Raw genomic sequence first — 7846 nt, forward strand, 5'->3', positions numbered from 1 at the left:
AAATCCTTTACCAACCCTTACGATTACACAAGGAAGTAATATGTGCTAGATGATGTCTACCATGCCATGCATAGATTCCTATATTTTCAGCTACTGAAACTGCACCCGAATCTGGATGAATAAATGTCTTGTCCATATCAGCAGGAGTTAGACTATATAATAGGTTGGTCCAGCGTTTGTGTAATGTTTCGAGAAGTGTAAGTGAAGTATCAATTGGCAATTTATAATCAGATAGTTCCGCCCATTTCGTTTCCTCATATGGCTTAATTACAGGATTTTCTTCTGTAAGAGCCAATTTAAAACGAACGTAGGCATTCATATGACTATCTGCAAGGTGATGTATTACTTGTCGAACAGTCCACCCTCCAGAACGATAAGCTGTATCAAGCTGTTCATTATCTAAGTCTTCTACAGCATCACGTAATAACCTTGGTAAATCTTCAATCTCATTAATCCAAACATTTGTAACACTGTTAGAAATTTCATCATCAAATTGAAAAGTACCAATTGGGTATTTCATATCCATCTACTATTCCCCCTAAAAATTCCTTGGTTTTGGCTAACTAAATAAATCGTTTCAACTTAAACGTTATTCAACTATCCCTCCCTTATCTACAGTATGTTTTTCTACCGTATTTAAGCGGTAGCTTTAAGTCTTTTCAAATTCATTAACAGCTTCCTCAACCGTTTTATAACCAATTTCAGGATATATTTCTTCAAAAGGTCGAGACTCACCGATTGTCTTTGCAGAAGCTGTTCCACTGTTTACTCCACAAATAAAGGTATTAAAAATAAGAATTACAAGAAAAATATTCTTCGTCAATTTACATCACCCTAACTGTTTTTAGGTATTACCTTAACCTGTAAATTAACAAATATTCACTTTCCTCTATCCTGCTCCGTTAGCGCAATAAGGCAAGCGATGCCTTGTTAAAGCATCGCACCCTTTAGCTTAACAAGTTTCCAAAAAATACAACGAAAGTTAAAAAAACTGATAATCCCAATGTAAGAATTATAGTAGTTAGGCTTCTCGCCATCCCTTTCCAATCTTGAATACCCGAAAAACCTAATACCCCTAAAACAAATGTAATCAATGTAATATATAAGACCAGATTTAAAGGGTGATTGCCCATTATGGAATAATCTATTGGACCTGAAAAAGAAACGATAAAAAATAATAAAATACAAATTATTGATAAGATAAATGACCAAATGTTAATCTTTTTTATCATTTTAAACCCCCTCTATTTCCTTCATTTTTCAAATGTAACTTCTTTCATTAAACTGCCCCGTTTCTTTAATAAGAAAAGCTACTCTCCTTCTTGAAGAATAGCCCCCCGTTAGCTTAACAACATTGTTATAGAAACATAAAATACAAACAAAGAAGAAAAAATACTGAAATAGCCCCAAAATGCCTTTTTATCTTTTTGAAGTTCAATTACTCCTGTCAGTAATACAGAAAAACTTAATATCAGCATTAAATAAGGCATAAACTCAAAGTTTTGAGTAAAAAGACTATAACCCGCTAAAACAATGACAATAACCGAAAAGATACTTCTTAATATTTTCAAAACATTTCTCCCCCATGTACTTCTTTTATTCAACTCTTCTGCTCCGTTACTTGAATAACCATTGTTATAATTTTAACATTAATTTCCTTTATGTTATACGTAAGAGTCAAAGTGTTTAGTTTCTATTCTGATTACATTCGTAGAGAAAAGCATATCTCATTCATAATTTGTTATAAATAGGCTGTTACAAAACCCTCCTCTGATTTGAAAAAGCCGGTGAAATTTTACTCTCGCTCAAGTTAGTTGAAGAATAGCTTATTTATTATGTATTACAAGATTAACCTTATAATGAAGAACCCCACCTGTGAATATTTTTTTAAAAGTCTAGTAAATGATTAACATTTAAAAGGGCAAAAGAAAAGGGATAGGAGAGCAGTGATAATAACTGCTTTGCCTATCCTTTTTTGTACAACATATGACCTCATTTATCACAACAACAGAGTTGGTTTTGTTGCACTAACACTCTTCGTTAATGAACAAAAATAAATTCATTCAATATGTTTCTTAATCTTCCTAATAACTTCTTTATAAAAGGCTGTTTTCGTATAGATTGTTGCTATTTTGACCAGACTCCTATTAGGTGCTAAAATACTGACATAGGAGGGGTTTTAGGATGTGGGAAGACGTTTATACCGATTTCATGGATTTGCCCAAACACGAACAACAGAAGCTGTTTAATCTTTTAAAAGAAGACTTCTTCTCTAACGAGGATACAGATATGAGTGATGCGTATACGTCTATTAGAGAAATGCGATTTAATGAAGGGTTAGGTTGTGTTCATTGTGGAAGTGTAAAGGTGAAAAGAAACGGAAAATACCGTGACAGACAAAGGTATCTTTGTCGTGACTGCGGAAAGTCTTTTAATGACCTAACCAACACTCCTATTTCAGGAACTCGTTATCTTGGAAAGTGGTCTACCTTCTTTCATTTAATGGTTGAGGGATATACTCTGCCACGGATTGCTGAAAGACTTGAAATTCATCTGTCTACAGCATTCTACTGGAGGCACAAGGTGCTTTTTGCCCTCCGTTCATTAGGATTCCAAACATTAAAAGGTATCGTTGAAAGTGACGAGACCTTCTTTAAGGAGTCATTAAAAGGACGTGAAGTGGTAGATAGAAAACCAAAAAAACGTGGAGGAAGAGATAAAAAGAGAGGGATTAGTAACCTTAAAATCGCTGTTGTGGTGGCACAAGACCGTAACGGACAAGTGATTGCTCGAAAAGCAGGCACTGGTCGTGTAAGAGCAGAAGAAATTGATGCTGTTATTGGTGATTACATTGACCAATCCTCTTTGTTATGCACAGATACAGCTACAAACTACAAGAAGTTCGCTCTCATTAAAAACCTTAAACATGAAACCATTAACCTAAGCAAAGAGGGATATGTTAAAAAAGGCATATACCATCTTCAGCATGTAAACAGTTACCATAAGCGATTGAAGGACTGGATGCAACGGTTCCAAGGAGTAGCAACAAAATATTTGGACAACTACCTTTACTGGTTTAACGTCCTCCAACAGAGCAAGAAGATGACAACTAAACAACGAGTAAACCAAATGCTATTAAGCGCGTGTCAGAAATCCAATCCTATTACGGTCAATACGTTGCGAGAATTCTAAAAAACAGCCACTCCCATAAGGAAGCAGCTGTACTCGTTATTCAACTAACGCTCCCGTTAGTGAAATAAGGATTAATAAAGAAATTAGTACACTTCAATCCAAATCCTATAACTACTATCGTTCAATTCAATAATTTTAATTTCTTCGTTCAACACTGACTTTTCATCTATGTACCCTGCTTCGAATTTTTCAGTACCTGAAGCCTGATTTAGATTCTCAGCTGAAGGCATACCAATATTTGTAGCATCAGTTACTAACCATTTACCATCCATTTTTACAATATTTGCCACGAATATTTCTTCAACGTTATTAATCATTCCTTTATAGACACTAATAACTCGACCTTCGTCAACCTCAATTGTTTCATGAATTTCCTTTACTTCAGCATAACTTTCATCTAAATGTATTATTTCTAATGCTTCTGCTGGAGTGTTTGATGAACTATCATTATTTACCTGACAACCTACTGTTAAAAAAGTTAGTGTAAAAATGAATAATATTCGGTACATATAATCCTCTCTTTTCAAATAAAATCCGTTCAATTTGTTTTTAAGTTACATTTTTGTTATTTATTAAATCACACGTTATTCAACTACCCTGCGTTAGCGGAACAAAGCAAGCGATGCCTTGTTAGAGTATTGCACCCGTACTTTAATAAAAAACTGTATTAAGAACCACCAATAATTACAGTTGCACATACATACTTATAAACTATAACAAAAGTAAGTGACGCTTTTTTAGATAGTAAGGCACCAAGGTATTTAGTCGCTTAGAGCTTTCCTAGCTACTATTTTGTAAGCTTTTTCCTCCGTAGGTTGTTCTCCGATGTCATTATGCTTTTTGCTTGCTATATATTGAGAATTACAAGGGTTACAGATGAGATGATAAAAAGTATAATCTGGAAGGTTTCTTTTTTTTGTGTTGAATTTTGTCAACATCCGTTTTTCTTTTATAAATTCTGCAAATTCATTTATTTCATCCTTATAAAAATGTGCTTGAACTTGTTGCACATCTTTTAAGTAATCATCAATACTAGAATTAAATAGCAGTCTTTCTTCCATAAAACTTTTTTTACACTGATAGCAGATGATTCGACGACTAGTTAAAATAAACATTGGCAAAAGACTACCTAAAAAGAAGAAAATTCCTTCTTGGGGGAATAGTAGGTAATTTAAGAAGGTAACTTGAGATTTCAGTGTATCTCCGATGGGTAAATTATGGATAAAACCATCTTTTGTTATATATGCGATATTGTATTGTATAAACATTATTGTAGCGAAGCTAATAGCAGCTAAAGGAATTCCATTTAGCAATTTATAATAGCTAAAAGAACTTTTAAGGTATTTGAAGATGTACAAATAGTAGAAAAATGTTGAGGTAAACCCAACAACAAAATACCCTTCGTATGGGAATTTGAATCCAACTGTTAAATTTAAGGGGAGACCTGCTATTACAGCTACTAACACGGAAATAAAAACTGATAACGCACCAAAATATAGTGCCATCTTACTGCCTCCATTCACGTAAATAACTAAAACACTTCATATCTGAATATCTTCTATCTAAGATGATTATTGACTATAGCAAACGCATGAAGCGCGCTGACCTCGTTAAATCGACTTTCTCTTCAGTTGAATATATATTGAATTATACTCACATGATTAATCAAACAAAGAATGAAAAATTCCTAAATTGGAATCTGTTACTAAGTTTTCTTCATTTGCTATTCTAGCAGTTCCATCACTGTACATACTAAACTCGATATGCGGTCCTTTGAGATATATGATATATACCTCATCTGCGTTGACAACGCTCAATTCGTAGTTTTTCTTCAATGTGATGTTAGAGAACTGCTTCATCAAGTTCTCAATTTCTATTTTTTCTGTTACTTCAACTATTTGATTTCTATTCAATTCTCTAACTTCTATACTTTCAACTTCTTTGTTAAGAACGTCAACAAAGAAGTTAACAGTAGAAATGGTTGAACCCTCCAGCCAAAAAAGTAAATAATAACAACAGAAATACAAATCTCATGTTAAAAATATCCCCCTTAATTTATTCAACAATCCTGCCCGTTAGTTGAACAAGAATTCTACAGTTAATAATACCATAAAATAGTAAATTAATCCCTTTTATCTTTCAATAGCCACAATCCTTACGAAAACAGCCTTATAAAAAGAAGATTGATGTGGTACGACTTTATCCCTATGTACTCTTTTTTTATTATTTGTTTACTTCCATCATCAATTATTTGAAATCCACTTATTTCAATTTCATCTTTGTCACCCAACCAAAGTTGAGCAAGATCAATAAATTTAGTTTTTACTACCCTTATTTGTATCACCAAATGGAAAGACCTCGTCAAAAAAGCAGACCTGGTAATTTGGCCTGCTAATCTCCTTGATGATTAAATTGTTATATTACAATTCAATCCCTCTAAAACCGAACCCGTTGCTTTCTGAAATGGGAGGTTTTTTTAAAATCATTACTCTTTTTCAACTGTTTTCATTAAAGCCTTATAACCGGAACGAGTTAAATTGTGATCTTCATCAATATAATTGCTTTTCTTTAAAGCATTGATCGTATGCTCACTTAACCTTGTGACAATGGCATAAACTTCATCATTCAACTTCGCAATCGAAGAGTGTTGAATTTGTTCTGTCTCTAGTGATGCTGCTATTTCTTTAATAGGATCTTCTTTTATAAAATATTTCTTCGTTTCAAGCAATGCTTGTTGAAGCTTCCCTTTAACAATAAGTAGGTCTTGAACCGTGTTTGACCGTTCTGATTCTTTTTGTTTAATTTTTTCACGATATGACTGCTTTTCTAAATCGTCTAAATCGGCTTTTGAAAAAAGCTCTTCCAATAATTGAGTTCGATCCAAATCGATTTTCTCTAGTGCTTCTTCTTTTTCAATGACCGCTTTCTCAAATATTTGAGTGTGCTGTTCCTCTATTTTCTCTACTACAGGGGGAGTTTCTTCTGTTACTGGTTGTGCCGTTAACTGATTCATTTTTTTATTCATTATATAAGCAAAGCTAACTAAAAATAAAATAACAAACAATCGAAATAATACCTCATACTGAATAATAGAATAGATCGCTATAGCACCAACCACTACACCAGCAAGCTTAATCCCTTTATTAAGGGATGATCTTGATTGGACAACATCATTAACTTTGGCTCGTAATTGTTTTTGTTTATGTCGCATTTTTGCTTCTCCTCTTCTTTTACTAGGCTATTTTCGTATACTTTGTTGTTTTTATGAGGTACGTGTTATCACAGCAACACTCATTTACAAAAACAGCCTTTACTTAAGACCATTAGCGTACTAACCGATATTTTATCATAAAGCACATATGCTAATAGATCTATTTTTTGTCACCTTATATTATTAATTATATCGAATCTAACAATCTAGCAAGTGACCTCAGACCTATATATGATCAAAAGACACTAATAAGGATGGATTTCCTTTTTAGTGTCCTTGAAATTTTTTTTCTATTGGCGATTGTCTAACAGAATCATTGTTAGTATTTAGAAAGGCTAAGAGCTACCTTTACATTTGAGTTGTTCAGAAATCTTTTATTGGTAAACTTCCGTAAACACATGATCGTCCACCTCATTTGGCTTTCCATCAAAAATTAATTGCCCATCACGGAAAGCGACAATTCTTGTAGCAAACTCTTTCGCTAAATGAACATCATGGATATTAATGATCGAAAGTAATTCCCTTTCTTCATGGATGCGCTTTAACAGTTCAAAAATTTTCCTTGAAGTTGTTGGGTCGAGGCTAGCAACAGGCTCATCTCCTAATAAAATCTTCGGATCTTGCAAGAGCGCCCTTGCAATTCCAACTCGTTGCTTCTGTCCCCCACTAAGAGCCTCTACCCGTTTATTAGCATGCTTTTCCAATCCTACTTCCTTTATTGCTTCTAAGGCACGTCTTTGTTCTTCTTCTGAAAACAATCCTAAAATATTCTTATATGTAGGTCGCTTTCCAAAAGATCCTGTTAATGTGTTTTGAAATACCGTCATTCTCGGAATCAAATTAAAGTGCTGAAAGATCATGACCATATCTGAACGAAAACTTCTCATTTTCGTTTCAGGGAGTTCAGTTAAATTCGTCCCTTCCCATGTCACATTTCCTGTTGTTAGGGGCTGCAAACGATTGATGGTTCGGATAAACGTTGATTTTCCTGCACCACTTTTGCCAAGAACACAAACAAATTCACCTTTTTTAAATGTCAAATTAACATGGTTAAGGGCATTTTCATCTGCTTTAGGATAACGCACAACTAAATCTGAAATTGCCAGCATTACGCCCCCTCCTTTTTTATTATGAGTCGATTGTTATTACTAATTCTTTCTTACTTGTCTTGTCTTGTCTTGTCTTGTCTTGTCTTGTCTATTTGAACAAACATGGGGCGATGGCTCCTCTCGCCGTGCGCCTTTTGAGAAGACCGCTCAAAAGGCTTAATAGATTACGGCGGCTCCGCTTTTGCTTCGAAACTTCATTCATATAGTTAAGCACCTTTGATCCTTATTCGTGCGATCATGGGGCGATGGCTCCTCTCGCCGTGCGCCTTTTGAGAAGACCGCTCAAAAGGCTTAAAAGATTACGGCGGCTCCGCTTTTGCTTCGAACTTCATTC

10 protein-coding genes are annotated in these 7846 nt (G+C 34.3%); 1 reads left to right on the plus strand and 9 read right to left on the minus strand.

The annotated features are described in order from the left end of the window. Positions 1 to 7: 7 nt before the first annotated feature. The 4 genes from LQ50_RS08980 to LQ50_RS25215 all read right to left on the minus strand — a co-directional run bounded on the left by LQ50_RS08980 (position 8) and on the right by LQ50_RS25215 (position 1571). On the minus strand, positions 8 to 526 hold the full coding sequence (locus tag LQ50_RS08980) for a YfiT family bacillithiol transferase (RefSeq protein ID WP_034628328.1): 519 nt from the start codon (positions 524 to 526) through the stop codon (positions 8 to 10). A gap of 123 nt (positions 527 to 649) precedes the next feature. Continuing rightward, positions 650 to 823 (minus strand): hypothetical protein, encoded by a 174-nt coding sequence (locus LQ50_RS25415; RefSeq protein ID WP_161784675.1) that lies wholly within the window; start codon positions 821 to 823, stop codon positions 650 to 652. A gap of 124 nt (positions 824 to 947) precedes the next feature. Further along, complete coding sequence (locus LQ50_RS08985; protein ID WP_034628330.1) at positions 948 to 1232, minus strand: hypothetical protein; 285 nt, start codon at positions 1230 to 1232, stop codon at positions 948 to 950. Positions 1233 to 1340: 108 nt separating this feature from the next. Next, positions 1341 to 1571, minus strand: a complete 231-nt coding sequence (locus tag LQ50_RS25215; protein WP_034628334.1) for a DUF3953 domain-containing protein — start codon at positions 1569 to 1571, stop codon at positions 1341 to 1343. 613 nt (positions 1572 to 2184) lie between these two features. Between LQ50_RS25215 and LQ50_RS08995 the strand changes: the two genes are divergently transcribed. After that, positions 2185 to 3192, plus strand: coding sequence for an IS1595 family transposase (locus LQ50_RS08995; RefSeq protein ID WP_034628336.1), 1008 nt, complete (start codon positions 2185 to 2187; stop codon positions 3190 to 3192). Positions 3193 to 3275: 83 nt separating this feature from the next. Here the strand turns inward: LQ50_RS08995 and LQ50_RS09000 are convergent, their stop codons facing one another. The 5 genes from LQ50_RS09000 to phnC all read right to left on the minus strand — a co-directional run bounded on the left by LQ50_RS09000 (position 3276) and on the right by phnC (position 7512). Beyond that, complete coding sequence (locus LQ50_RS09000; protein ID WP_034628337.1) at positions 3276 to 3701, minus strand: hypothetical protein; 426 nt, start codon at positions 3699 to 3701, stop codon at positions 3276 to 3278. A gap of 252 nt (positions 3702 to 3953) precedes the next feature. Continuing rightward, positions 3954 to 4697, minus strand: coding sequence for a hypothetical protein (locus tag LQ50_RS09005; RefSeq protein ID WP_034628339.1), 744 nt, complete (start codon positions 4695 to 4697; stop codon positions 3954 to 3956). Positions 4698 to 4853: 156 nt separating this feature from the next. Then, on the minus strand, positions 4854 to 5105 hold the full coding sequence (locus tag LQ50_RS09010) for a hypothetical protein (RefSeq protein ID WP_152608191.1): 252 nt from the start codon (positions 5103 to 5105) through the stop codon (positions 4854 to 4856). A 572-nt stretch (positions 5106 to 5677) separates the two neighbouring features. Then, the gene (locus LQ50_RS09020) at positions 5678 to 6403 is read right to left on the minus strand and encodes a hypothetical protein (RefSeq protein WP_034628345.1); all 726 of its coding nucleotides are present in this window, start codon (positions 6401 to 6403) and stop codon (positions 5678 to 5680) included. 374 nt (positions 6404 to 6777) lie between these two features. Beyond that, positions 6778 to 7512, minus strand: coding sequence for a phosphonate ABC transporter ATP-binding protein (gene phnC / locus LQ50_RS09025; RefSeq protein WP_034628347.1), 735 nt, complete (start codon positions 7510 to 7512; stop codon positions 6778 to 6780). Between the last annotated feature and the right edge of the window lie 334 nt (positions 7513 to 7846).

It is taken from the genome of Halalkalibacter okhensis, from assembly GCF_000787375.1.
In the GTDB taxonomy this organism is placed as follows: domain Bacteria; phylum Bacillota; class Bacilli; order Bacillales; family Bacillaceae_D; genus Halalkalibacter; species Halalkalibacter okhensis.

What these genes read in the sequence shown, in the direction of transcription:
- phnC (WP_034628347.1), bottom strand. Translation starts at nt 7,512, where the DNA reads ATGCTGGCAATTTCAGATTTAGTTGTGCGTTATCCTAAAGCAGATGAA.
- LQ50_RS09000 (WP_034628337.1), bottom strand. Translation starts at nt 3,701, where the DNA reads ATGTACCGAATATTATTCATTTTTACACTAACTTTTTTAACAGTAGGT.
- LQ50_RS08980 (WP_034628328.1), bottom strand. Translation starts at nt 526, where the DNA reads ATGGATATGAAATACCCAATTGGTACTTTTCAATTTGATGATGAAATT.
- LQ50_RS08995 (WP_034628336.1), top strand. Translation starts at nt 2,185, where the DNA reads ATGTGGGAAGACGTTTATACCGATTTCATGGATTTGCCCAAACACGAA.
- LQ50_RS08985 (WP_034628330.1), bottom strand. Translation starts at nt 1,232, where the DNA reads ATGATAAAAAAGATTAACATTTGGTCATTTATCTTATCAATAATTTGT.
- LQ50_RS09020 (WP_034628345.1), bottom strand. Translation starts at nt 6,403, where the DNA reads ATGCGACATAAACAAAAACAATTACGAGCCAAAGTTAATGATGTTGTC.
- LQ50_RS09005 (WP_034628339.1), bottom strand. Translation starts at nt 4,697, where the DNA reads ATGGCACTATATTTTGGTGCGTTATCAGTTTTTATTTCCGTGTTAGTA.